At 72.2% G+C, this 23,949-nt stretch carries 20 protein-coding genes; 6 read left to right on the forward strand and 14 right to left on the reverse strand.

The window, feature by feature from the left end:
- Positions 1-48: 48 nt before the first annotated feature.
- A complete protein-coding gene (locus ACY34J_RS02610) occupies positions 49-609 on the forward strand; it encodes a PPA1309 family protein (RefSeq protein ID WP_462724620.1) in 561 nt (186 codons plus the stop codon).
- A 99-nt stretch (positions 610-708) separates the two neighbouring features.
- On the opposite strand, the gene ACY34J_RS02615 is transcribed toward ACY34J_RS02610, so the two are convergent.
- The 4 genes from ACY34J_RS02615 to ACY34J_RS02630 form a co-directional block, all read right to left on the reverse strand.
- Entirely contained in the window at positions 709-1,800 is a 1,092-nt protein-coding gene (locus tag ACY34J_RS02615; protein ID WP_462724619.1) for a YlbL family protein, read from the reverse strand.
- Positions 1,801-1,911: 111 nt separating this feature from the next.
- Positions 1,912-2,112: a hypothetical protein gene (locus ACY34J_RS02620; protein WP_462724618.1), complete on the reverse strand. Its 201-nt coding sequence runs from the start codon at positions 2,110-2,112 to the stop codon at positions 1,912-1,914.
- 281 nt (positions 2,113-2,393) lie between these two features.
- Positions 2,394-2,852 carry a molybdenum cofactor biosynthesis protein MoaE gene (locus tag ACY34J_RS02625; protein WP_462724617.1) on the reverse strand — a complete coding sequence of 153 codons (459 nt, stop codon included), beginning with the start codon at positions 2,850-2,852 and terminating at the stop codon, positions 2,394-2,396.
- An 80-nt stretch (positions 2,853-2,932) separates the two neighbouring features.
- On the reverse strand, positions 2,933-4,069 hold the full coding sequence (locus ACY34J_RS02630) for an SDR family oxidoreductase (RefSeq protein WP_462724616.1): 1,137 nt from the start codon (positions 4,067-4,069) through the stop codon (positions 2,933-2,935).
- A gap of 190 nt (positions 4,070-4,259) precedes the next feature.
- Here ACY34J_RS02630 and ACY34J_RS02635 point away from each other — a divergent pair, with 190 nt between their 5' ends.
- Together ACY34J_RS02635 and ACY34J_RS02640 are read left to right on the forward strand one after the other, a co-directional pair.
- Positions 4,260-5,705: a zinc-dependent metalloprotease gene (locus tag ACY34J_RS02635; RefSeq protein WP_462724615.1), complete on the forward strand. Its 1,446-nt coding sequence runs from the start codon at positions 4,260-4,262 to the stop codon at positions 5,703-5,705.
- Positions 5,702-6,232: an NUDIX hydrolase gene (locus tag ACY34J_RS02640; RefSeq protein WP_462724614.1), complete on the forward strand. Its 531-nt coding sequence runs from the start codon at positions 5,702-5,704 to the stop codon at positions 6,230-6,232. The genes ACY34J_RS02635 and ACY34J_RS02640 overlap by 4 nt, the downstream gene beginning before the upstream one ends.
- 30 nt (positions 6,233-6,262) lie before the next feature.
- Here the strand turns inward: ACY34J_RS02640 and ACY34J_RS02645 are convergent, their stop codons facing one another.
- On the reverse strand, positions 6,263-6,859 hold the full coding sequence (locus ACY34J_RS02645) for a M48 metallopeptidase family protein (RefSeq protein WP_462724613.1): 597 nt from the start codon (positions 6,857-6,859) through the stop codon (positions 6,263-6,265).
- A gap of 180 nt (positions 6,860-7,039) precedes the next feature.
- On the opposite strand from ACY34J_RS02645, the gene ACY34J_RS02650 reads away from it, so the two are divergent.
- Together ACY34J_RS02650 and ACY34J_RS02655 are read left to right on the forward strand one after the other, a co-directional pair.
- A complete protein-coding gene (locus ACY34J_RS02650; RefSeq protein WP_462724612.1) occupies positions 7,040-8,224 on the forward strand; it encodes a TOMM precursor leader peptide-binding protein in 1,185 nt (394 codons plus the stop codon).
- A gap of 64 nt (positions 8,225-8,288) precedes the next feature.
- Entirely contained in the window at positions 8,289-9,686 is a 1,398-nt protein-coding gene (locus ACY34J_RS02655) for an ABC1 kinase family protein (protein WP_462724611.1), read from the forward strand.
- 14 nt (positions 9,687-9,700) lie between these two features.
- Here ACY34J_RS02655 and ACY34J_RS02660 read toward each other — a convergent pair whose 3' ends face one another.
- From ACY34J_RS02660 to ACY34J_RS02680, 5 genes are all read right to left on the reverse strand, one after another.
- On the reverse strand, positions 9,701-9,910 hold the full coding sequence (locus ACY34J_RS02660; RefSeq protein ID WP_462724736.1) for a hypothetical protein: 210 nt from the start codon (positions 9,908-9,910) through the stop codon (positions 9,701-9,703).
- A 118-nt stretch (positions 9,911-10,028) separates the two neighbouring features.
- On the reverse strand, positions 10,029-10,349 hold the full coding sequence (locus ACY34J_RS02665; RefSeq protein WP_462724610.1) for a hypothetical protein: 321 nt from the start codon (positions 10,347-10,349) through the stop codon (positions 10,029-10,031).
- Entirely contained in the window at positions 10,346-10,711 is a 366-nt protein-coding gene (locus ACY34J_RS02670; protein ID WP_462724609.1) for a WhiB family transcriptional regulator, read from the reverse strand. Before ACY34J_RS02670 ends, ACY34J_RS02665 begins: the two co-directional genes overlap by 4 nt.
- A 174-nt stretch (positions 10,712-10,885) precedes the next feature.
- Complete coding sequence (locus ACY34J_RS02675; protein ID WP_462724608.1) at positions 10,886-11,221, reverse strand: hypothetical protein; 336 nt, start codon at positions 11,219-11,221, stop codon at positions 10,886-10,888.
- 226 nt (positions 11,222-11,447) lie between these two features.
- A complete protein-coding gene (locus tag ACY34J_RS02680) occupies positions 11,448-13,634 on the reverse strand; it encodes an ATP-dependent DNA helicase UvrD2 (RefSeq protein ID WP_462724607.1) in 2,187 nt (728 codons plus the stop codon).
- Positions 13,635-13,910: 276 nt separating this feature from the next.
- Between ACY34J_RS02680 and ACY34J_RS02685 the strand changes: the two genes are divergently transcribed.
- Complete coding sequence (locus ACY34J_RS02685) at positions 13,911-14,156, forward strand: mycoredoxin (RefSeq protein ID WP_462724723.1); 246 nt, start codon at positions 13,911-13,913, stop codon at positions 14,154-14,156.
- A 97-nt stretch (positions 14,157-14,253) separates the two neighbouring features.
- Here the strand turns inward: ACY34J_RS02685 and nudC are convergent, their stop codons facing one another.
- From nudC to ACY34J_RS02705, 4 genes are all read right to left on the reverse strand, one after another.
- Positions 14,254-15,207: an NAD(+) diphosphatase gene (gene nudC / locus ACY34J_RS02690; protein ID WP_462724606.1), complete on the reverse strand. Its 954-nt coding sequence runs from the start codon at positions 15,205-15,207 to the stop codon at positions 14,254-14,256.
- 124 nt (positions 15,208-15,331) lie between these two features.
- Positions 15,332-16,732, reverse strand: coding sequence for a dipeptidase (locus tag ACY34J_RS02695; RefSeq protein ID WP_462724605.1), 1,401 nt, complete (start codon positions 16,730-16,732; stop codon positions 15,332-15,334).
- Positions 16,733-16,742: 10 nt separating this feature from the next.
- Positions 16,743-20,324, reverse strand: coding sequence for an ATP-dependent helicase (locus ACY34J_RS02700; RefSeq protein WP_462724604.1), 3,582 nt, complete (start codon positions 20,322-20,324; stop codon positions 16,743-16,745).
- Positions 20,325-20,386: 62 nt separating this feature from the next.
- Complete coding sequence (locus ACY34J_RS02705) at positions 20,387-23,770, reverse strand: ATP-dependent helicase (RefSeq protein ID WP_462724603.1); 3,384 nt, start codon at positions 23,768-23,770, stop codon at positions 20,387-20,389.
- Between the last annotated feature and the right edge of the window lie 179 nt (positions 23,771-23,949).

A 23,949-nucleotide genomic window follows, 5' to 3' on the forward strand; every position in this document is an offset into this window, starting at 1 on the left:
CTTTACCCGGTTCCCGATTCCGGTCACGAACCAGGCAAGATACTGACCATGTCCAACCTCCCCAGCGGCACGCCCATGGCCGCGAGCCCTCTGACCCGCGCCGTCCTCGAGATCGACGAGTACGCCTCCGGGCTCGGCTGGGACCAGCCGCCCCGCCTCTTCGCCCTCGTCGACACCGACCGGCTGCGCGCCCAGGAGCCGGAGCTCGCCGCACAGCTGGGGCTCGGCGAGAGCACGGAGGCCACCGCCGCTTCTCTCACCCCCATCGAGCAGGACGAGCTTCCGGCCGGTCAGCCGCTCGATGAGTTCCTGGGCACGATCGCCTGGCCTGATGCCGTGGCGGGCTGCGCACTGACCGTTGAGCGGCTGATGCTGCCGCCGACCGCCGAGGCGTCCGTACCCGAGGGGCTGGACGAGGAGGCGCTGGCGAGGTGGGTGGCCGACCACCCGGAGAGCCAGGAGGTCCGGATGACGGTCGGCGTGCTGCGCGACGGATCGCGTGAGACGGCGCTGCGGCTGCGCGCCAAGGACACCTCGACCGAGGTGCTCACCGGGGCGGATCTGGTGCCGGGGCTTGCCGAGGCGCTTGCCGCCACCTTCGAGGACTGACCATGGCCGGTCCGGTCCGCGCCGGTTCGTTCCTGTCCACCCGCCGCTGAACAAGGGCGAGTGGACACCCGATGTGCTCAGCGCGCCGCGCTCTTGACATCAGCCGGTGGCGCACCGCGACAGGTGCGCCGTGTCGCCGGTGCGGATCTGCTTCATGGCCTTGACCGCGTCGTTGATGGTGTCGACCCTGACGAGGGTGAGGCCGGCCGGGATGTCCCGGGCCGCGGCGGCGCAGTTGTCCTTCGGGGTGAGGAAGTACTCGGCACCCTTGGCACGCGCGCCGACGATCTTCATCTGGATCCCGCCGATCGGTCCGACCTTGCCGCTGTCGTCGATCGTGCCGGTCCCGGCGACGAACTTCCCGCCGGTCATGTCGCCGGGAGTCAGCTTGTCGACGATGCCGAGGGCAAACATCAGCCCGGCGCTCGGTCCGCCCACGTCCGCCAGCTTGATGTCGATCTTGAACGGAAACGTGTGGTCGGTGCCGGCCTGGATGCCGACGATCGCGCGGTCGTCATCCGGCGCCTTCTTCGTGGTGATCGTGACCGGCTTGACGACGCCCGGCTCCGGCTTCCCCGACTTCTCCGCCGCGGCGGCTTCCTTGGCCGGGACGACGGTGAACCGCACCTTCTCCCCCGGCTTGTGGCGGGTCACGAACTCCGCGACGTCCGCGGGCTTCTTGATCTCGTTCCCGTCCACGGTCTTGATCACATCGCCCGCGTGCAGGGCGTTCTGGGCGGGACTGTTCTTGACGACGGAGGCCACGACCACCCGGGAACTGACCGGTACGTTCAGCGTCTTCAGCGCCGCGACCTTGGCGCTCTCCTGGGATTGGGTGAACTCCTCGGCGTTCTCCTGGTTGGCCTGCTCGGCCGTCTGGCCTGCCGGGTAGAGCGTGTTGTGCGGGACGACCGCGTCATCGTGCGACAGCCACCCGTAGACCGCTTCGACGAGGTTCATCCGGTAGTCGGCGCCGGTGACCCGGACCGTCGTCATATTGAGATGGCCACTCGCCGGATAGGTCTTGTGACCGGAAATCTGCAGCACCGGCTCACCGCCGTGCTCACCGAGGGTGTTCACCGTCGGGCCCGGAGACATCTCGGAGTAAGGCACCCGGATCAGCACCCCGACGCAGAGCAGCGCGATCAGCGTCAGGGTCGAAGCGAGCAACGTCGCGGTACGGCGTGGCATGGAACGACAGTACGGGACGCGTCCGACAGTGCACTCGTGGGGCCGGTCCGTCCGGGGCCCGATTGGCGATTGCGTACGTTGCGCCGACGAGCGCGGGCGGCCGCGCGGGGGTCAGGCGGCGTCGGACTCGGGCTCGGGCTCGGAAACGACGCGGGAGTCTGAGTGGGACTTCTCCATCGCCTCGCGGAAGCGCGCATACCCGGCGAGCTCGGCAACGTCGCCGACCTTACGGTTACGCCCGGCCCAGCGAGCCCACAGCGAGGCAACCATCGCCGCCACAACCGGAATCAGCAACCAAGTGAGCGCCGCCATACCGGCCTCCCGACCCCATTACAACCGCAACTGACCGATGAGCAGATTAACCATCCGCCCGATCAACGCTCCCTGCCGGGGCCGGGTTACGCAAACGGAAGGGGTCCGTCAGTGGCCGCAGGCCCCGACCCAATCCATCGGTGGTCGCAGGCCGTAACCCAATCCGTCAGGGGGCGCAGGCGCCGACCCGCCCTCCCGTCGCCCGACCACCACCCCTCAACGACAGCGCTACGCGCCGACCCCCCCTCCCGTCGCCCGACCACCACCCCTCAACGACAGCGCTACGCGCCGACCCACTCTTCTGTGCCGTCCGAAAACTTCTGATGCTTCCAGATCGGCACTTCCCGCTTGAGGTCGTCGATCAGGCGGCGGCATGCGGCAAAGGCCTCGGCGCGGTGCGGGCACGACACGGCCACGACCACGGCCAGGTCCCCCACGGCCAGTTCCCCCACCCGGTGCACGGCGGCCATGGCCCGCACCGGGAAGTCCGCGGCGACCTTCTCTGCGACGCGGCGCAGCTCGCCCACGGCGGTCGGGTGCGCCGAGTAACCCAGCTCGGCCACGTCGGCGCCACCGTCGTGATTCCGCACGGTGCCGACGAAGAGCGCCGTACCGCCGGCGGAGTCGTCCCCGACGGCCGTGAACACCTCATCGATGGACAGCGGGGTGTCGCGGATCGCGAGAAGGCGGATCGGATCGGCTGCCCCCGCTTCACCGGGGTGGTCGTACGTAGGTGCCATGGCGTACATCGTGCCGTACGAGCCCTGATTACGGAATCCCGAATTACGGAATTACATTTCCAAAAAATGAGCCCGCCCGCCTAGACCCCGCGGCGACGGGCCTTGCGAGCGCGGCGCACCAGCGCGGCGGTACCCACCAGGGCGACGGTCGCGCCGGCGGCGCCAAGCGTCGTGGCGTCCTTGCGGCCCAGCCTGCGGCCCGCGACCGTATGCCGGCCCGCGACCTCCTCCAGCAGCTCCGCCAGGACCTCCTCGTTCGTCCACTTCGGGCGCCAGCCGGCGTCATGCAGCCGACTGCCGCTGACCACCCAGGGGTACATCGTGTACGCCAGGTCCCCGGCCGGCGACGGCGTCAGGCCCAGCCGGTGCAGCCGGGACGCGGCGCCGAGCGCGACGGCGGACGGGAGCTCCATACGACGGATGCCGGTCAGCTCCTCGACCTCCTCCTGCTCCAGCCAGCCGTCGCACCCCACGGCCAGCTCGCCGTCGACCTTCTCCAGGGCCGCGTACTCCAGCGCACTGACCAGGTCCTCCACATGGCAGAACTGCCAGGCGGGGCGAGAGCCGGCGACCACCAGCAGGCGAGGTGACTCGAAGTAACGGGTGAGGGCGGTGTCAGTACCGCCGACCAGGACGGCGGGTCTTACCACGGTGACGTTCAGGCCCGGGTGCGCGCGGGGCGCGCGGCGGCCCAGCCGCTCGATCTCCAGCAGGTCGCCGACGCCGGTGGCCTCGGCGGTGGCCCGCAGCTCCGCGTCCTCGGCGAGCGGCACATCGTTGTCCGGGTGCGCGCCATAGACCATGGCCGAGGTGCACAGGACGACGCGGTGCACTCCCGCCGCCGCGGCGGCGGTCAGGACGGTCTGCGTGCCCCGCACGTTGTAGGCGGTCCGGGCCGTGGGATCCGTCTCGAGGTCCAGGTCGAGGGCGAGGTGCACCACCACATCGACCCCGCGCAGCCGCTCGGCGATCGCCGGATCCCGCACGTCGAGCAGCTGCCACTGCGCCTCGGCCACCTCGCCGCGACGCTCGTCGATGGCCACGACCTGCTTGACCTCGTCGGACGCGGCGAGCCGCCGGGTAAGCAGAGCGCCGACACCGGACGCGGCGCCCGTGACGGCGACGACGGGGCGCCGCGCAGCCGGGGCCGCGTTATTCCGCCCCTGGCGAACATCAGGGGTGCTCGCTGCACGAACGTTGGGTTCTGGGGAACTCACCGGGCGTCTCCAGCGGTTGTCTGCAGTACGTACGCGCGCGACACGTACGGACCAGGTGGCGTCCATCCTGCCGCAGACAGCCGCCCAGGGAAGCACCCGGCCCGCAGCGGCTCCAGGTGTCTAGGCTGGGTGTGTTGTCGGGCAGTCGCCGTCGGCCCCGGGCCGGCGGCCTTACGAGCCGAGGAAACCCGTGAGTGACACCCCATTCGGATTCGGCCTTCCGCCGGAGGAGCCGGAGGACGGCGACGACGGCAAGAAGAAGGGCAATCAGGGCGGCGGCCGGGGCCCGGCGAATCCGTTCGGGTTCGGCGGTGGCGGCGGGGCGGAGAATCCGCTCGCCGCGATGTTCGGTTCGCTGAACCCGAACGACCTGGGCGCGGCCTTCCAGCAGCTGGGCCAGATGCTCTCCTACGAGGGCGGGCCGGTGAACTGGGACCTGGCCAAGGACATCGCGCGGCAGACCGTCGCGCAGGGCACGGCCGACGGCACCAAGGACACGAGCGTCGGCCCGGCCGAGCGGTCGGCTGTCCGGGAGGCCGTGCGCCTTGCGGACCTGTGGCTGGACGGGGTCACCTCGCTCCCCTCCGGCTCTGGCACGGCCGTGGCATGGAGCCGCGCCGAGTGGGTGGAGACCACCCTTCCGGTGTGGAAGGACCTGGTCGATCCGGTCGCGGAGCGGGTCGGCGCCGCCATGGGCGATGTGCTGCCCGAGGAGATGCAGGCCATGGCCGGCCCGCTGCTCGGGATGATGCGCTCGATGGGCGGTGCGATGTTCGGCACCCAGATCGGGCAGGCGCTGGGCGTACTGGCGGGCGAGGTGGTCGGCTCCACCGACATCGGCCTGCCGCTCGGGCCTGTCGGCAAGGCGGCGCTGCTGCCGCTGAACATCGAGGCCTTCGGACGGGACCTGAGCGTGCCGCAGGACGAGGTGCGCCTCTACCTCGCTCTGCGCGAGGCCGCCCACCAGCGGCTTTTCGCGCACGTGCCGTGGCTGCGCTCGCATCTGTTCGGCGCGGTCGAGGGGTACGCGCGCGGGATCAAGGTCGACACCGCCAAGCTCGAGGACGTCGTCGGCCAGCTCGACCCCACGCACCCCGAGCAGCTTCAGGACGCCCTGCAGCAGGGGATGTTCCAGCCGGAGGACACCCCGGAGCAGAAGGCGGCGCTCGCCCGGCTGGAGACCGCCCTCGCGCTGGTGGAGGGCTGGGTGGACGCGGTGGTGCACGCGGCGGCCGCTCCGCACCTGCCGTCCGCCGACCGGCTGCGCGAGACGCTGCGCCGCCGGCGCGCCAGCGGCGGCCCCGCGGAGCAGACGTTCGCGACGCTCATCGGCCTGGAGTTGCGGCCCCGGCGGCTGCGGGACGCCGCACGGCTGTGGGCATCGCTGACCGATGCGCGCGGGCTCGACGGGCGCGACGCGCTGTGGGCGCACCCGGACATGCTGCCGACGGCGCAGGACCTGGACGACCCCGACGGCTTCGTGCACCGCGAGCAGCTGGACTTCTCCGAACTCGACAAGATGCTCGGCGAGGCCGCGGGCGGCGCGGACAAGCCGAAGCTCGACAAGGACAGCGGGGACGACCAGGGCGGCAAGGGGTCCGGCAAGGACTCCGGTGAGGACGACAGCGAGCGGTGAGTCTGCTCAAGGACGCGGCGCGGGCGCTTGAGGAGTGGCCCGCGCCGGACGCTGATCAGGAACGGCTGCGCCTGGCATACGGAGACCATCTGGCCGCGCACCCCGAGGACGGGATGTGGAAGGCGTGCCGGGACGGCCACATCACGGCGAGCGCCCTGGTGGTCGACCCGGCACGTGGGCGGGTGCTGCTCACCCTCCACCGCAAGCTGCGGATGTGGCTTCAGATGGGCGGGCACTGCGAGCCGCAGGACACGACCCTCGCGGGCGCGGCCCTGCGCGAGGCCACGGAGGAGTCCGGGATCGGCGGTTTGACGCTTCTGCCCGGCGGTCCCGTGCGCCTGGACCGCCACCACACGCCCTGCGCGTGGCACCTGGATGTGCAGTACGCGGCGCTCGCACCGGACGGCGCGGCGGCTGCGATCAGCGACGAGTCGCTGGACCTGCGCTGGTTCGGCTACGACGAGGTGGCCGCGGTGGCGGACGAGTCCGTCGTCCGGCTGGTCGACCGTACTCGCGCCCTGCTCTGAGCAAGGGCCGAGGAGGTCCGCCGCGATTGGTCATTCCTGCCGGGCGGCGGGCAGGTGCGGCAGCCGCTCCGCCGCGACCACGCCTTCGAGGTATCCGCGGGCCCGTTCGGTCCGCGGATAGGCCTCCAGCAGCCGCCAGAAGCGGGGGCCGTGCCCGGGCACCAGCAGATGTGCCAACTCGTGGACGAGCACGTAGTCGATGACGTAGTCGGGCATTCCCTGGAGCCGGTGTGACAGCCGGATGCTGCCCTCGGCCGGAGTGCACGAGCCCCAGCGGGTGTTCTGGTTGGTGACCCAGCGGACCGTCGCCGGCTGGGCGCGGCCGCCCAGGTACTGGTCGGACAGCTGCTCGGCCCGCCTGGCGAGCGCGCTGTCGTCCAGCATCCGCCTGCTCTCCTGCGCCGCCAGCTTGTCGAGCATGACGGTCACCCAGCGCTGCTCCTCGGCCTCGGACATACGGGCTGGAATCAGGACAACGGTGCGGTCCCCCTCGCGATAGGCGGAGACTGTCCGGCGCCGCCGAGCGCTCCTGCGGACCTCGACCGCGCTCGTCCCGGAGCCGCGAGTCGGCTGGCTGGATGTGCTGCGCCTCACATTTGCGGCGCGCTGCGGTGGGTCGGCTGGCACGCCCCGACGTTACCTGCTGGGGGCGCGGGAAGTCCTGCCCCTCGAACGGATCGCTGGGCATGTAGCCCGCGGGGTGCACCACTTGAATGACTAATGCCCGGTCCTGTGGACAACTTTCCGCGGCGGTCGGGCGGCGCGGGCATGCTGGGAACCGTTCGGATCGATCTACGGGGGGCGACCATGCATCCGATGCTCAAGCCCGCGCTGCGGCGCGGCTGGCGAAACCGACAGACCGTACAGTTCGGCGTGGCCGCGGCGCACGCCGTGGTGGTGGGCCCGGTCGACACCGCGACGGGCAGTTTTCTGAACCTGCTCGACGGTACGCGCGGCCTGCCACTGCTGCGTGAGGAGGCCAAGGCGATGGGCCTGCCGGCCAGCCATGCAGACGAGTTGGTGGAGCGGCTGGTCGCGGCCGGACTGCTGGACGATCCCACCGCGGACGCCGGGCCGCAGGCGGGAGACCGGCACCGCGCAGGGGACGGGGGCGGGGTACGGGACGGGGGCGAGGGCTGGGAGCGGCTCCGGCCGGATCTGGCATCGCTGTCCGTGGTGCATCCCGAACCCGGCGCCGCGATACGGCGGATGGCGGCCCGGGCGGCTGTGCGGGTGCAGGTGCGGGGAGCCGGCCGGGTGGGTGCGGCGGTCGCGGCGGCTCTGTCCGCGTCGGGGGTGGGGCAGGTCGATGTGATGGACGGCGGCTGCGTGGAGCCGTGGGATGTCGCGCCGGCCGGGCTGCCGCCCGAGTCCGTCGGGGAACGGCGGAATGTGGCGGCGCGCCGTCTGGTACGGGCAGCCACCACCGCTCCCCGTTCGCGCCGGCCTATGGAGGCCGCCGGGTCTGGCGAGCCTGGGGCGGCACTGGTGGTGCTGGCGCCGCGCGACGGTCTGGCGGCGTACGCCCCGGACCCGGTCCTCGCCGAGCCGCTTGTCGCGGCGGGGACACCTCATCTCTACGCGGGTGTGATCGAGGGCACTGGCGTCGTCGGGCCGCTGGTGTTGCCGGGGGTTTCGGCGTGTGCGGGCTGTCTGGAGCTGGACCGGGCAGAACGGGAGGCTGCATGGCCGCGGATGCTCGCCCAGTGGCGGTCGGGGCGCAGCGCGAGGGTGCCCGCGTGTGACACCGCGCTGGCGACGGTGGTCGCGGGGCTGGCTGCCGCGCATGCGGTGTCGCTCCTGGACGGGCGGGTTCCGGTGAGTGCCGGTGCGCGGCTGGAGTTGGTGCTTCCGGATCTGACCTGGGAAGCACGGCCGATCGCAGCACATCCTGACTGTGCCTGCGGCGCTGCCACCGCAGCGGCTTCGGCCGCGAACGATGAGGAATCTCTCTCGGTTGCGGAGGCATGGCACGGGACAATGACCGGGTGACCGCCGCCTGCGGCGCGGCCCTGAGGGGAACCCTTGGGGGGAATGCAGTGGAGTTGGAGGGCGAATGTCTGATCTTCCCCGCAAGGCGGTGACGCGTACCGCCAAGTTGGCTGCGCTGCCACTGGGGTTCGCCGGCCGGGCCACCTGGGGGCTCGGCAAGCGGATCGGCGGACGGTCGGCCGAGATCGTCGGCCGTGAACTGCAGCAGCGCACAGCTGAGCAACTCTTCCGAGTCTTGGGTGAGTTGAAGGGCGGTGCGATGAAGTTCGGGCAGGCCCTGTCGGTCTTCGAGTCGGCGCTGCCGGAAGAGATCGCGGGCCCGTACCGGGCGGCGCTGACCAAACTTCAGGAAGCCGCTCCGCCGATGCCGACGCGTACGGTCCACGGGGTGCTGGAGGAGAGCTTCGGCGAAGACTGGCACGATCTGTTCGAAGAGTTCGAGGACAAGCCCTCGGCCGCGGCCTCGATCGGCCAGGTCCATCGCGCGGTCTGGCACGACGGCCGTGAGGTGGCGGTCAAGGTGCAGTATCCGGGCGCGGGCGAGGCACTGCTGTCGGACCTCACCCAGTTGGGCCGGTTCGCCAGGCTGCTGGGGCCGCTGATCCCGGGGATGGACATCAAGCCCCTCATCACCGAATTGCGCGACAGGGTCTCGGAGGAACTGGACTACGCCTTGGAGGCGGAAGCCCAGCGGGCGCATGCGGCGGAGTTCGCGGGTGATCCGGCTGTGGTGGTGCCCGATGTGGTCCACCAGAGCGACCGGGTGCTGGTCACCGAGTGGATGGAGGGTGTGCCTCTCTCCGAGGTCATCACCCACGGCGGGCAGGCGGAGCGGGATCGCGCAGGCCAGTTGCTGGGCCACTTCCTTTTCTCCGGCACGGCGCGCACGGGGCTGCTGCACGCCGATCCGCACCCGGGGAACTTCCGGCTTCTGGTTGGCGACGCGCCCGACGGGCCGCCGGAGAAGTGGCGGCTGGGTGTCCTGGATTTCGGCACCGTGGACCGGCTGCCCGGAGGACTGCCGCCGACCATCGGTACCGCGCTGCGTATGACGCTCGACGGAGACGCCGACGCGGTGTACGCGATGTTGTGCGAGGAGGGGTTCGTCAAGCCGACGATCGAACTGGATCCGGATGCGGTGCTGGACTACCTGCTGCCCATCATCGAGCCCGCGCGCCTGGAGGAGTTCACCTTCACCCGGAGCTGGATGCGCACCCAGGCGGCGCGGATCGCCGATCCTCGGTCACCCGCGTACGAGTTGGGCCGCCAGCTCAATCTGCCCCCGGCCTATCTGCTGATACACCGGGTGACCCTGAGCACCATCGGCGTGCTGTGTCAGCTGGGAGCGACGGTCCGGCTGCGCGAGGAACTCACTGCCTGGCTGCCCGGGTTCGCGGAGTCCCAGGACACCGACGCCGTTCCGGAGCCGGCGGCCGAGGACGGCACCGCAGCGGACTCCTAGCCGTTTGCGAGGGCTCACCACCAGGAGGAGTCGAGCCGCCCCTCGATGGCCCTGATGTTGTCCCGGGCGCAGTTCTCGCAGAAGTACTGACGGCTGCCGTTCTCGACGGAGCAGGTCCAGGTCACGGGCGGGTTCGGTCCCGCCGCGGTGACGCCGCAGCGGGCGCACACCACGTACTGGTTACCCGCACCCCGTGGGGAAGCGTGATGGTTCTGGTGGTTCACCTGTCGACGATATCCCCGGCAGCCTCAGCAGCCGGGCCGCAACGCACACGGACGAGCCACGAAGGGCGGGGCCGTCCCCGCGAGGGACGGCCCCGCATGGTTCCGGACGCTGCCGCGTCTACTGCATAACGGCCATGGCCAGAGCGCGGCGGGCGCGCAGCGAGGCGCGCTCGGCACGGCGCTGCATGCGCCGGGCGGCGGCGAGGCGCACGGCCTTGCGCTCGGACTCGGCCTCGTACAGTCGTTGCTGCATATGGGCGCGAGCCAGGGCTTCTTGGATGAGTTGCATCTCACGGTTCCTGTTCTGGCGCGAGTGGGCTGCGCCGGAGGTGGTTCGGGCTGGGGTTTCGCCGGCGGTCGGCTCGTAGGCGGACGGCTTCATCGTCGGGACCTGCTTCTGGGGGTTGTGCGTGATGGGGCGGTCGATGGTGCCGGTCATGCCGTGACCGGGTTCTTGCGCGGGCGGCCACGCGGCCGCTTCCGGGGTACGACAACGCCCTGGACGAACAGTTCGCCGCCCCACACGCCCCACGGCTCGCGCCGGTCCTTGGCGCCGATGAGGCAGGGCTCGCGCAGCGGACAGGTCTGGCAGAGCGACTTGGCGTACTCGACGTCGGCCGGCGACTCGGCGAAGAAGACTTCCGGGTCGTAGCTGCGGCAGGGGACGAGCTCGCCAAGGCGCTCGATCTCGTCGTCGAGCACGGTGAGCTGGGTCGGCTGAGTCAAGGGGACCTCCGTGGAGCCGGGCGGGGGGATCGCTTGCGAGTGCGGTACGGACGGGACGTGCGCTGGGCTGGGCACGGTCGCTGTCTTCCTCGTCTGGTCGGCCCGGCCTGGTGGGCCGGGATCCGGTCGGTACCGGGTGGCTTTCCGATTCCGCTGCCGGTGTGGACGCTGTGTTCTCGGACAACGGAAAGGGCCGCGGATCCCGGTTCGGGTTCCGCGGCCCTGGAAGGTGCCGACCTGATCTTGCGATCAGGCTGGATCTTTCCAGGGTTCGAGCCCGCGGAAGGCCCGCATCGTGTGGTGCTCGGCCGCAGAGGACGTACCGCTGGCGAAACCGCCGTCGGTCCACATCTGCTGGAGGTCGGCACCCTTGGCCGCAAGGGCATAGGCCGAGGCCGCTACCGCTGCTACTGCCGCCGGTGCCTGGGTCGGTCGCTCATTGACCGCGACAATGCCGCGCTCGACGAAACGCTCGACGAGACGTGCTTCGGCAGCGCCGGACAGACCGGTGCCACGCAGCAAGGAGACGCCGGGCAGGCAGGAGGCGATGACCTCGCGACCGGCCAGTTTGTTGATGCTGATCATTGGGCTCGCCTCCTCTCGGCGTCTCGGGGACCGGTGTGAACCAGTCCATCTGTTCGGTTCATCGTGGGCCAAGGCCCGTGCCATCCGTCTCCGGAAGGCGGTGACCCACCCCCGAAGGGGCTTCTCGCAGGCCAGTACGGCCTCGCGACGGACAAGTCCTGCCCGTGGAAGAGAACCTATGGGCAATCCGGCGGCATGCGCAAACTATTTTCGCGACGACTTTGTATCAGCCGTCCGTAGGCTCCACCTCGCCCTGTTGGCTGGGCTCTTCGCCCGCGCACAGCGCCAGCACATCCGCTCCGAACCGCTCCAGCTTGCGGCCACCCACCCCGGGGATGGCGGCGAGTTCGGACTCGTTCGCCGGCACCGCCTCCGCGATGGCCATCAGTGTCTTGTCGGTGAAGACGCAGTACGCCGGCTGGGCGAGCTGCTTGGCCTGCTCCAACCGCCAGTCACGCAGCCGCTCGTAGAGCTCCTCGTCCAGATCTGAGGGGCAGCCCTCACAGCGCATCAGCTTCATCTCGCCGGCATCGGTCAACGTGCGCCCGCACACCCGGCACTGGACCGGGCCGCGCCTCTTACGCCTGCCGCCGCTGCCGCGCTCAATGCCACCGCCCCCACCGGCCGTGCGAGCCCCGGAGCCGCTGGAGCCCGGCCGCAGTCCGTTCAGGAACCGGCTCGGGCGGCGGCCGGCACGCCCGCCCGGCGAACGGGACAGCGCCCAGGACAGGGTGAGGTGCACGCGGGCGCGTGTCACTCCGACGTACAGCAGCCGGCGCTCCTCCTCGATCTGTTCGTCGGTCTTGGCGTGGGTGATCGGCATCGTGCCCTCGGTGAGGCCGACCAGGAACACCGCGTCCCACTCCAGGCCCTTGGCGGCGTGCAGCGATGCCAGCGTGACGCCTTCGACGGTCGGCGCGTGCTGGGCGCCGGCCCGCTCGTCGAGCTCGGCCACGAAGTCGGCGAGCGTGGTGACCTCCACGCCCGCCGCGGCGCGGCTCGCACAGAACTGCTCGGCGAGGCGCACCAGCGCCGCCAGCGACTCCCAGCGGTCCCGTACGGCGCCGGATCCTGCGGGGGGCTCGGTCGTCCAGCCGCGAGTGGCCAGCACGGCCCGCACCTGGGAGGGCACATCGGCCTCGTCCAGCCCCGGCTCCGAGGACCCTCCGGCGCGGGCGGCGCCACGCAGCAGCATGCCCGCCTCCCGTACCTCGGGCCGCTCGAAGAACCGCTCCGCGCCCCGCATCTGGTAGGGCACACCGTGGTCGGCGAGGGCCTGCTCATAGACCTCCGACTGCGCGTTGACGCGGTAGAGCACGGCGATCTCGCTCGCCGGGACACCCGCATCGATCAGCTCACGGATACGGCGGGCCGTGCCCTCCGCCTCGGCCGGTTCGTCGGGAAACTCGGTGTAGACCGGCTCGGGCCCCGCCTCACGCTGCGAGATCAGCTCCAGCCGGTGCTCGGCGGCCCGGCCCCGGGCCTGCGCCAGCAGGCCGTTGGCGAGGTGTACCACCTGGGGCGTGGAGCGGTAGTCGCGCACCAGCTTCACGACCGTGGCATTCGGGTGGCGGGTGCGGAAGTTCAGCAGATGGTCGGGCGTCGCACCGGTGAAGGAGTAGATCGTCTGGCTGGCGTCACCCACCACGCACAGGCTGTCCCGGTCACCCAGCCACAGGTCCAGCAGCCGCTGCTGCAGCGGGCTGACGTCCTGGTACTCGTCCACGACGAAGTGCTGGTACTGGCGGCGGACCTGGTCGGCAATGTCGGGCCGGTCCTGGAGCACGCCGACGGTCAGCAGCAGCACATCCTCGAAGTCGATGACGCCCCGGTCCCGCTTGAGCTGCTCATATGTGCCGTAGATCCGCCCGAGTTCCGCGGGGTCGCGGGGCGCCTCCCGGGCGGACTTGGCGACGGCCGCTGGGTAGTCCTCGGGCACGGTCTGGGTGACCTTCGCCCACTCGATCTCGGCCGTGACGTCCCGCAGCTCGTTGCGGTCCAGCCGGATACGGCATCGGGCGGCGGCCTCGGCGACCAGCTGGATCTTGCGCTCCACGAGCCGCGGCAGTTCTCCGCCGACCGCCCGCGGCCAGAAGTACTGCAGCTGCCGCAGAGCGGCCGAGTGGAACGTACGGGCCTGGACCCCGCCCGCGCCGAGCTGCCGCAGCCGGCCGCGCATCTCCCCTGCCGCCCGGTTGGTGAAGGTGACCGCGAGCACGCTCGTGGGCTGGAGTATCCCCGCACGCACGCCGTAGGCGACCCGATGGGTGATCGCGCGCGTCTTGCCCGTGCCGGCCCCGGCCAGCACGCACACCGGACCATGCAGGGCCGTGGCGACCTCGCGCTGCTCGGGGTCGAGCCCGTCGAGCACCGCGTCGGCATCGCGTGGCGGAGCCGCGTACTCGGTTGCCATGGGGTCCTGTGGGAACAGAGTGGATGGCGTAGCTGCTGTCACCCCGCCATGCTGCCAGGTCGCCGGAGACGGCCGTGGCCGTTGTCCACAGCTGTGCCCTTCCGGTCGTACTCATACGCGGCCCTGTGGACGGCGTCCCGGGTGAGCGCGGACACATCCGTGAGAATGCCGGGAATGGCCGGTCAAGGTTGCATGTTCTACCACCGGCATCAGACCAAGGACGCCAGAGAAGAACCTGACCGACACAAGGGAGCGCGAGGACCGATGCAGGGACCACTGCAGGGCACTGTGACGATGTTCAGCACCACGTGGTGCGGCTACTGCCGCCGGCTGAAGAGCCAGCTGGACCGCGAGGGCATCGCGTACACCGAGATCAACATCGAGCAGGACCCCGAGTCGGCCACGTTCGTGGAGAAGGTCAACAACGGCAACCAGCTGGTGCCGACCGTGCTGTTCTCCGACGGCTCGGCCCTCCCCAACCCTTCCCTGGCCCAGGTCAAGGAGAAGATCGGCGTCGCCTGACCGTCGCCCGCCGGGCGCCCGCCCGGCCGCCCGGCATTTCGGCGCGAGATTTCCCGCCCACCTGCCCCCTGGAGGGGCCGGTGGGCGGGTCCGTCTTTCAGCGCGGGACTCCCGCGGGCAGCGGCTTCCCGTACCACATCTCGATCAGCCTCCCCGCGATCGAGATCCCGGACGGCGGCAGCACCTCGCCCGAAGCGAACGCGGCCTCCAGCTCATCCCGTGAGAACCAGCGCGCCTCGTGGATCTCCTCCCCGTCCACCTCGATCTTCGAGGACAGGGCCCGCGCCATGAACCCGAGCATCAGGCTCGACGGGAACGGCCACGGCTGGCTGGCCACGTACTCCACCTCGCCGACCGCCACCCCGGCCTCCTCCGCGACCTCGCGGACCACGGCCTGCTCGATCGACTCGCCCGGTTCGACGAACCCGGCGAGCGTCGAGAAGCGGCCCTCGGGCCAGTGCACCTGCCGCCCGAGCAGAGCCCGGTCCTGGTCATCCGTCACGAGCATGATCACGGCCGGGTCCGTACGCGGGTAGTGCTCCGCGCCGCAGGCCGGGCAGCGGCGGATGTGGCCCGCCGCCGCGACGACCGTGCGCTCACCGCAGCGTGAGCAGAAGCGGTGCAGCCGCTGCCAGTTCTCCAGCGCGACGGCGTGCACCAGCAGCGCGGCGTCGCGGTCGGACAGCAGCGCCCCGGCCTCCCGGAGCCCGGCCGGCCGCGCCGACTGGTCCATACGCCCCGGCAGCGCGTCCTTCTGCAGTGCGAAGTAGCGCACCCCGTCGGCGTCCCGGCCGAGGAAATACCGGTGCGTCTCGGTCGGCGGGGCCTCGAAGGACGGCGTCATGACCAGCTCGGTACGGCCGTCCGGGGTGTCGTCGATCAGCGCCTGGCCGCCGGAGACGACGAAGACGCGCGTGGTGGGGTGGCTCCAGGCCGCGGCGAGCCATGCCTCGTCCAGCCGGTGGTGCGCCGCGCGGTCGATCCCGCTCGCGGCGGTGAGCGGGACCTGCGGGATCTGCGGAACGGCGGTCCGGTCGGTCCAGGTGGTCACAGCAGCTCCAACTCTCCCTGCGAGACAGATCCCGAGACGGGCGGGACAGGTCGTACATCGAGTCGTACACCGAGGCGCACGAGCCGGTGCCTGATCGATGCGACGGTGATCGCCGTCTGATCGATCAGTCGGCCCGGCCATTCTCCGCCAGATCGCCCCAAAGGTACGCGGCGGTTTCGACACCCTTCACGAGGAGGTCCAGCTCCACCTTCTCGTTCGGTGCGTGCCAGCCGTCGGACGGCACGGAGATCCCCAGGAACAGCACCGGCGCCCCGAGTACGTCCTGCAGGTCCGCGGCCGGGCCGGAACCGCCCTCACGGGTGAAGAGGATCTTCTGGCCGAACGCGCGGCCCATGGCCCTGGCGACGGACTGCAGGGCGGGGTGATCGAGCGGGGTCAGGCAGGGGCGGGTCGCACCCCAGAAGGTGATCTCGTGCCGGATCCCGGCGGGGAGCTGGGCCGCCACCCAGTCGCGTACGGCCTGCTGCACCTTCTCCGCGTCCATGCCGGCGACCAGCCGGAAGGAGAGCTTCAGCTGGGCGGTGGACGGCACGATGGTCTTGCCGCCGGGCCCCTGGTAACCGCCGCTGATGCCGTTGACCTCGGCCGTCGGGCGAGCCCAGATCCGTTCCAGGGTGGTGTGGCCCCGCTCGCCGAGCGCGGCGTGGGAGTGGGCGCTGCGCAGCCAGGCGGCCTCGTCGAAGGGCAGCTCGGCGAAGAGCGCGCGCTCGCGGTCGGTCAGCTCGGTGACGCCGTCGTAGAAGCCCGGGATGGCGACGCGGCGGTCGTCGTCGTGGAGGGCGGCGGCGAGCCGGGCGGCCTCGGTGGCGGGGTTCGGCACCGCGCCGCCGAAGGAGCCGGAGTGGATGTCCTGGTCCGGCCCGTACAGGTCGATCTGGCAGTCGGTGAGGCCTCGCATGCCGGTGCACACCGTGGGGGTGTCCTCGGACCACATGCCGGTGTCGGACACGATCACGGTGTCGCAGGCGAGGCGGTCGGCGTGGGTCCGTATCAGCTCGGGGAAGTGCGGGGAGCCGGACTCCTCCTCGCCCTCGATCAGCAGCTTGAGGTTGACGGCAGGGGCGGTGCGGCCGGTCGCGGCGAGGTGGGCGCGTACGCCGAGGGTGTGGAAGAACACCTGGCCCTTGTCGTCGGCGGCGCCCCGGGCGTACAGCCGGCCGTCGCGGATCTCCGGCTCGAAGGGCTCGCTGTGCCAGCCGTCCTCGCGGGCGGCCGGCTGCACGTCGTGGTGGCCGTACACCAGCGCGGTGGGGGCGTCCGGGTCGCCGGACGGCCACTCGGCGAAAACGGCGGGCGCCCCGGGGGTCTCCCAGACCTCCACGACCGGAAAGCCGGTCTCGCGCAGCTTGGCGGCCAGCCAGTCGGCGCTGCGCCGTACGTCGGCCGCGCGGTCCGGGTCGGCCGACACGGAGGGGATGCGCAGCCACTCGGCGAGGTCGTCGAGGAAGGCGGCTCGGTGTTCGTCGATGTAGGCGCGGACGGCGTTGTCCGGGGTGTCGCTCATGCACGCGAGCCTATCTGGCCTGCGGGCGGGCGTTCACTGCGGATACGTCCCGCGCTCCGGCCGGATCCCCGCTCCGGTCCACGGTGGGTGGCGTCCCGTCGAGCAGCAGACGCTCGAGGGCGGCGCGGTCCGGCAGACCGGGAGGGCGGACCACCTCACCGCTGCGGACGTACAGAAATGCCGCGCTGACCGCCGACAGCGGCAGATCGTGCTGCTCCGCCCAGGCGAGGCGGTAGACCGCGAGCTGAAGAGGGTCGCCGGACCGGGCGCGGCCGGTCTTCCAGTCGACGATCTCGTAGGCGTCGCTGCCGTCCGGGCCCGGCTCCCGGTAGACGGCGTCGATCCGGCCTCGGATCACCCGGCCCGCGAGCGTGATCTGGAACGGCGCTTCGACGCGGTGCGGGGTGCGGCGGGCGTACTCGGTGCGCTCGAACGCCTCCTTCAGCGCCGCCAGATCCCGCTCGTCGGCGATCTCGACGTCCATCTCGTCGTCGAAGCCGCCGGGCAGCTCATCCGGGCCGAGGAGGGGCAGCGGCAGTTCCTCGAAGCGGGACTCCACCCAGGCGTGGAAGCGGGTGCCGCGGCGCGCGGCGGGGTGCGGGGGCCGTGGCATGGGTCGGGCCAGCTCGCGCGCGAAGCCGTCGGCGTCGGCGGCGAGGTGCAGCAGCTGTGACGCGCTGAGGGACACGGGCAGCGGTACGTCGCGTACGCCCGCGCGGGCGCGGCGCAGTTCACCTGTGAGGGCGTCCAGGTCCCGGTCCCAGGAGGCGACGCTTCGAGCTTCCTCCGGCGTCAGCGCGGGCTCCTCGCCGGCGGGGGCGGTCCCGGGCCCGGAGGCACCGGCCCCTTCGGCGAGGCGCGGCCTGGGCACCGAGCCGGTCGCAGCATCGGGGGCCGGTGCGGAGGGGCGTTCGGTCGGCCAGGCGTCCCAGTCGGCGGTGTCGGCGCCCTCCTCGTCAGGGTCGTCCTCCGGCTCGTACGGGCCGTCCTCCGGGGGCCAGTCCGGGTCGTAGGCGGGGGTCGGCTCGCTGGGCGAAACAGGCGCGTCCGCGCCCGGCGCGCAGCCCGGACCGTCCGCCCCGTGCCCGGTGAGGCGTCGCAGATGTGCCAGCACCGTGTCCGCCGCGCGGCGGCGGAGCTCCAGTGCGCCCGGGTCGAGCGGCAAGGGCCACGCCTGGTCGGCCACGGCCTCCCTCAGGGCAGGGTTCTCCTCGCCCTCCTCGGGCCGCTCCGCCCAGGCCTCGACCTCGCCATGCCCCGCCTCGCAGTGCTCGCGCAACGCCTCGAGGAACGCGGACGGGCCGCGCGGCCTCTTCTGGTTCGGCCCCCACCAGTGGCCCGAGCCGACCAGCAGCGAGCGGGGGCGGGTAAACGTCACATAGCCCAACCGCAGCTCCTCGGTGGCCTGATGGTCTTTCATCGCGGCCTTGAAGGCGGCCATCCCCTTGCTGTCCCATGCCCCCATCTCGGGCAGGGTGGCGGCGTCGCCGCGCAGCGCGTGCGGCAGCACCTTGGCGTTGGAGATCCACGACTCGCGCGCCTGCTCGCTCGGGAACTGCTTGGCGACCAGCCCCGGCACGGCCACGACGTCCCACTCCAGCCCCTTGGACTTGTGCGCGGTAAGCACCTTCACCGTGTTGTCGCCGCCGGGCAGGGCGTTGTCCAGGCCCTTTTCGTGCTGCACGGCCGTGCGCAGGAAGCCGAGGAAGGCGAGCAGGGTGGCCTCACCGTCCAGGGCGGCGAAGGACGCGGCGACATCGAGGAAGTTCCCCAGCGTCTCGCGGCGGCGGGCGGCCAGCGCATGCGGCGAGGCGGACAGCTCGACCTCCAGGCCGGTCGTGGCCAGCACCCGGTGCAGTACGTCCATGAGCGGGTCGCCGAGCGAGCGCCGCAGATCGCGCAGTTCGGCCGCGAGCCGTGCGAAGCGGACCCGGGCCTCCGGGGAGAAGGGCAGCCCGTCGTCGGGGCCGTCCGCCTGCAGGAACGTGTCGAGCGCGTCGGCGAGGGAGACGACCTCGGCCGGGTCGACGCCCGCGACCGCCTCGGCCAGCCGCCGGTCAGGATCGTCCCCGGGGTCGTCCGTCTCGTGCCGTACGAGCGCCCGGGCGCGCCGGCCCAGCAGCGCCAGGTCGCGGGGTCCAATACGCCAGCGGGGCCCGATCAGCAGCCGTACGAGCGCGGCGTTGGCCGTCGGGTCCTGCAGCACCTGGCAGACGGCTACGAGGTCGGCCACTTCCGGCAGGTGCAGAAGGCCGGACAGGCCCACCACCTCGACCGGCACGTCGCGCTCCACCAGCGCGCCCTGGATCTGCGCGAAGTCGGCGGCCGTACGGCACAGCACCGCGATCTCGCCGGGTGGCGTGCCCGTCCGGATCAGGTGGGCGATGGAGTCGGCCAGCCAGGCCAGCTCCTCGGCGTGGGTGGGCAGCAGCGCGCAGCGGACTGTGCCGTCGCGCTCAGCTCCGGGCGTGGGGCGCAGCGCCTGCACGCCCGCGTGGAGCGCGCGCAGCGGGCTTGCGAGCCGGTTGGCGAGGCCGAGGAGGCGGCCGCCGCTGCGACGGTTCTCGCTGAGGGCGAAGCGCTGCGCCGGGCGGCCGTCGGCTCCGCGAAAGTGGTCGGGGAAGTCGTCGAGGTTGGCGACGGAGGCACCGCGCCAGCCGTAGATCGCCTGGCAGGGGTCGCCGACAGCGGTGACAGCGTGGCCCGTTCCCTCGCCGAAGAGGCCAGAGAGCAGGATCCGCTGGGCGACCGAGGTGTCCTGGTACTCGTCGAGCAGCACGACCGCGTACTGCTCGCGCAGGATCCGGCCGACCTCGGGGTGCGTACGGACCAGGGTCGCGGACAGGGCGATCTGGTCGCCGAAGTCGAGCAGATCGCGGCGGCGCTTCTCCTCCCGGTACGCGCGGACGAGTTCAAGGAGTTCCAGGCGGGCGCGGGCGGCCTCGGGCGCCTTGCGCAGGTCGGCGTTGCTGAGCCCCGCGCCCTCGAGGAGGCCCAGCAGCTCGGTGTCGTACGCGCGCAGGTCCTCGGCGGGGACAAGATGCTCGGACAGCTCGGCGTCCAGGGCGAGCAGGTCCTCCACAAGGCCGGGGAGGGACTTGGTGAGCGCCGGATACGGGCCGGGGGCACTGCGCAGCACGCGCGCGGCGAGCTGGTAGCGCGTGGCGTCGGCGAGCAGCCGGGCGGTGGGCTCGAGCCCTATGCGCAGCCCGTGCTCCTTCAGAAGCTGCCCGGCGAACGCGTGATAGGTGGAGATCTGCGGCTCGCCGAGCACATCGTCGAGGCCGGCACCCTCGTCGTGGCCGCCGGCCTCCGCCACACCGGCTTTGACCAGGGCCTTGCGGACCCGCTCGGACAGCTCGCCCGCGGCCTTGTTGGTGAACGTCAGCCCGAGGACCTGCTCGGGCGCGACCCGGCCGGTGCCGACCAGCCAGACGACGCGGGCCGCCATCACCGTCGTCTTCCCGGAGCCGGCTCCGGCCACGATCACCTGCGGAGCGGGCGGCGCGGTGATGCAGGCCGTCTGCTCCGGAGTGAACGGGATGCCGAGGAGCTCTTTGAGCTCCTCGGGGTCGGTGATGCGCGCTGACACCCGAGTGAGGCTAACGGGGCCCACTGACAACCCGGGCCGGCCATCCACACCGGCCGAGGGGCTCACTCCACGATGTGCCGGCCCTCGGGCTGCGCGGTGCAGGAGCTGCGGAACGTGCAGTGCTGGCAGTGCTGGCCGGTGCTCGGCGCGAAACGCTCGTCGAGGACCCGGCCCGCCGCAGTGGCCAGCAACTCCCCCACCCACTCCCCCTCGAGGGCCTGCTGGGCCTGCACCGTGGGCAGCTGCTCGCCGCCGTCGCGCTTGGGCGCGCCCAGGCGCAGATGTACCAGCTCCGCGCCCCCTGGCTCGGGCGTACGCCCCCCGAAGGCGCTGTCCACCGCGCCCTCCCGTACGGCGAGCTGGTATACCGCGAGCTGCGGGTGACGGGCGACCTCAGGGCCGCTGGGCTTGGTCTTCCCGGTCTTGAAGTCGACCACGTAGGCCCGGCCCTCGCCGTCCGCCTCGACCCGGTCCATGCTGCCGCGGATGCGTACGGTGTTGGGGCCGGCCTCCAGAGTCACGTCGAAGTCGTGCTCCGTGGCGACGGCGGACCGGTCTGCGCGGTCCATCACATGCCACCGCAGGAACCGCTCCAGCGCGGCTCTGGCCTGCTCCTTCTCCTGCTGCGACTTCCACGGCGCATCGAAGGCGAGGGCGTCCCACACGGAGTCCAGCCGCTCCATGAGGACGGCCAGGTCCGCGGGCGTACGGCCGGAGGCCACCTCGTCGGCCAGGACGTGCACCACGTTGCCGAAGCCCTGCGCGGTGGTGGAGGGGGTGTCGGCCTTCACCTCGCGCCCGAGGAACCACTGCAGCGAACAGGTGTTGGCCAGCTGGTCGAGGGCGCTGCCGGAGAGCGCCACGGGGTGGTCGCGGTCGCGCAGCGGGACCTCGCTGTGCGTGCGCTCGTACAGGCCCCACCAGCGGTACGGGTGCGCCGACGGTACGAGCGGCTGGTCGTGGTCGTCCCGCAGCGCGGCAAGCCGGGCCAGCCGCTGGGCGGCGGCGTCGCGCAGCGCGGGCGAGACCTGGGGGTCGACGGTGGTGGCGCGCAGTTCGGCGACGAGTGCGGCGACGGACAGCGGCCGGCGGGGGCGGTGGGCTATGTCGATCGGCTCGACGCCGAGTTCGGTGAGGAAGCGGGACGGCTGGTCGCCGTCCTCTGCCGGGGCCTTGACGGCGGTGACGACGAGCCGCTCCTTGGCGCGGGTGGCCGCCACGTAGAACAGCCGCCGCTCTTCGGCGAGCAGGGCACCGGGGGTGAGGGGCTCGGCGAGGCCGTCGCGGCCGATCCGGTCGGCTTCGAGGAGCGAGCCGCGGCGCCGCAGGTCCGGCCACAGGCCCTCCTGCACGCCCGCGACGACCACCAGCCGCCACTCCAGGCCCTTGGAGCGGTGTGCGGTCATCAGCCGTACGGCATCGGGGCGGACAGTGCGGCCGGAGAGGGTGTCGGCGGCGATGTCCTGCGCCTCGACCTCCTCCAGGAAGTTGAGGGCACCGCGGCCGCCCGTGCGCTCCTCAGCGCGGGCCGCGGTCTCGAACAGCGCGCAGACGGCGTCGAGATCGCGGTCCGCGTTGCGGCCGGCGGCGCCGCCGCGCAGGACCGCCCGCTCCAGGCGCTGCGGCCAGGGCGTGCCGTCCCACAGCTCCCACAGCGCCTGCTCGGCGGTGCCGCCGCCGGCCAGCAGTTCGCGCGCCTTGCGCAGCAGCAGCCCGAGCCGCTGGGCGCCGCGGGCGTACGCCGGGTCGTGGGCCACCAGCCGCTCGGGCTCGGCGAGCGCTTCGGCGATGAGCACATCGGATGGCCGCGGTACGGGCCGGCCCGCGGCCCGCTCCTCGTCGCGCAGCGCCCGGCCGAGCCGCCGCAGATCGGCGCTGTCCATGCCGCCGAGCGGCGAGGTCAGCAGGCTGATCGCGGTTTCGACGTCGATAGCGCCCGCCGGCTCGGGGGAGGCGCTGGAGTCGGCCGGTCCGTTCTCCGCGGCCGTGACCGGTGGGGTCCCTCCGTCTGCCGGGCGCGGTCCCGGCAGGGCCGCCGTCGCGGCGACGCGGAGCGCCGTCAGCAGCGGGGCGACCGCCGGTTCGTGGCGGAGCGGGAGGTCGTCGCCGTCGACCTCCACGGGCACGCCGGCGGAGGCAAGGGCACGGCGCACGGAGGGAATTGTGCGCCCTCCGGCGCGTACGAGCACCGCCATCTCGTGCCATGGCACGCCGTCCTCCAAGTGGGCGCGGCGGAGGATGTCGGCGACGTTGTCGAGCTCCGCGCCCGCCGTCGGATAGGTGAAGACCTCGACGCGGCCGCCGTCCCGTGCGGCTGCCAGGTCGCGGTGAGCGCGTACGGCGTCCGCCGGCAGTCGGGTCAGCGGCATCCGGCGGGTGATCAGCCGGGTGGCGGCCAGCAGAGCGGCACCAGAACGACGGGAGGTGCCGAGCACCTTGACCTCCGCGGGGCTCCCGTCGGCCCGCGGAAAGGATCGGGGGAAGTCGAGAATGCCGTTCACATCGGCGCCACGGAAGGCGTAGATCGACTGGTCCGGGTCACCGAAGGCCACGAGCGTCCGGCCGGGCCCGCGTCCGCCACACCTCTGGGGGTTCCCGGCCAGTGCGCGCAGCAGCCGCACCTGCGCCGCGTCCGTGTCCTGGTACTCGTCGACGAAGACGGCGTCGTACCGGGCGCCGAGCTCCGCCGCGACCTCCGGACGCTCCGCGAGCAGCACGGCCCGGTGCACCAGTTCGGCGTAGTCGAGCACCCCCCGGGCGTCGAGCACGTCCAGGTACTCCGCCAGGAACGCGGCCGCCGCGCCCCAGTCCGGCCGCCCGGTCCGCGCCGCGAACGCGCCCAGCGCCTCCGGCCCGAGCCCCAGCTCCCGGCTGCGCGCCAGCACCGCGCGCACCTCGTCCGCGAAGCCGCGGGTGGTCAGGCAGGAGCGCAGCTCGTCGGGCCAGCGGACCGCGGCCCGCCCCTCCCGCTCCAGCTCAGCCTGCCCGGCGAGCAGCTCGCGGACCATCACGTCCTGCTCCGGGCCGGACAGCAGCCGCAGCGGGTCGACGAACAGCTCGACGTCCTGGTGGGCGCGCACCAGCGCGTAGCAGTACGAGTGGAAGGTCGTCGCCTGCGGCCCGCGAGCCCCTCCCAGCCGGGCCGCCACCCGGTCCCGAAGCTCGACCGCCGCCTTGCGACTGAACGTGAGGACCAGAATCCGCTCCGGGTCGGTCCCACCCGCCACTCGCTGGGCGACAGCCTCCACAAGGGTGGTCGTCTTGCCGGTGCCCGGCCCGGCGAGTACAAGGAGCGGCCCGCCGGGATGGTCAACCACGGCGCGCTGCCGTGCGTCCAGAACAGGAGGATCCACCGGCGCCGGCGCGGTGCGCACCAGCCGGTACACGCCAGGGTCCGGCTGCCGTACCTGCCGGTGCGGCGAAGCGGACGAGGAGGAGGAGCTCACGTGGATCGCCGGTTCTGGTGGGTGTTCTGAGAGTGCTGGGCGCTGTGGGGCAGTGCAATCGTATGAGCCCTGTGAGACGCCGGGGAGGGCTGTGTGCTGCGAGCTCCTGACGCTACGCCCCTGGAAGGGCGGGCCGCAGCGCGTCCGGCCCATCCCTCCGGCCCATCCCTCCGGCTCGT

Source organism: Streptomyces sp. HSS9-12 (genome assembly GCF_054963655.1).